Below are 337 nucleotides of genomic sequence, written 5' to 3'. Positions count from 1 at the left end.
TAGCATATTTCATCACCGATCGGATAAGTGAGAGTACCTCTCTGGATGCATGATTCGATACTTCGATTGTCAAGGTACCGGTTCGAATGACAGCATCCGGACAAAAACTTGATGCCGAATCCGTCATCATCTGATCGACAATGTTTTGGGGAGATGATGGAACGGCAATCTCTGCAAAAGTAACCTCGGGTTCCGGAGACAGAGCGGCAGATTGTACATCATAAGCTTCATGTCTCAACTGTCGCTGCCAGTAATAGAAGCTTTTAATGTTGATACCATTCTGTTCACACCAGGCCTTTTTTGTAAGACCACTGGCATTACAGGCCTGAATGATATC

General features: G+C 44.8%; 1 protein-coding gene. It reads right to left on the bottom strand.

The annotated features are described in order from the left end of the window. On the bottom strand, positions 1-337 hold a 337-nt coding region (gene tnpA, locus ACTQZS_RS15525), incomplete at both ends, for an IS66 family insertion sequence element accessory protein TnpA (RefSeq protein WP_441476613.1).

Source organism: Bilifractor sp. LCP19S3_H10, from assembly GCF_052119185.1.
In the GTDB taxonomy this organism is placed as follows: domain Bacteria; phylum Bacillota; class Clostridia; order Lachnospirales; family Lachnospiraceae; genus Bilifractor.
This window is presented reverse-complemented; position numbering and strand designations above follow the sequence as displayed.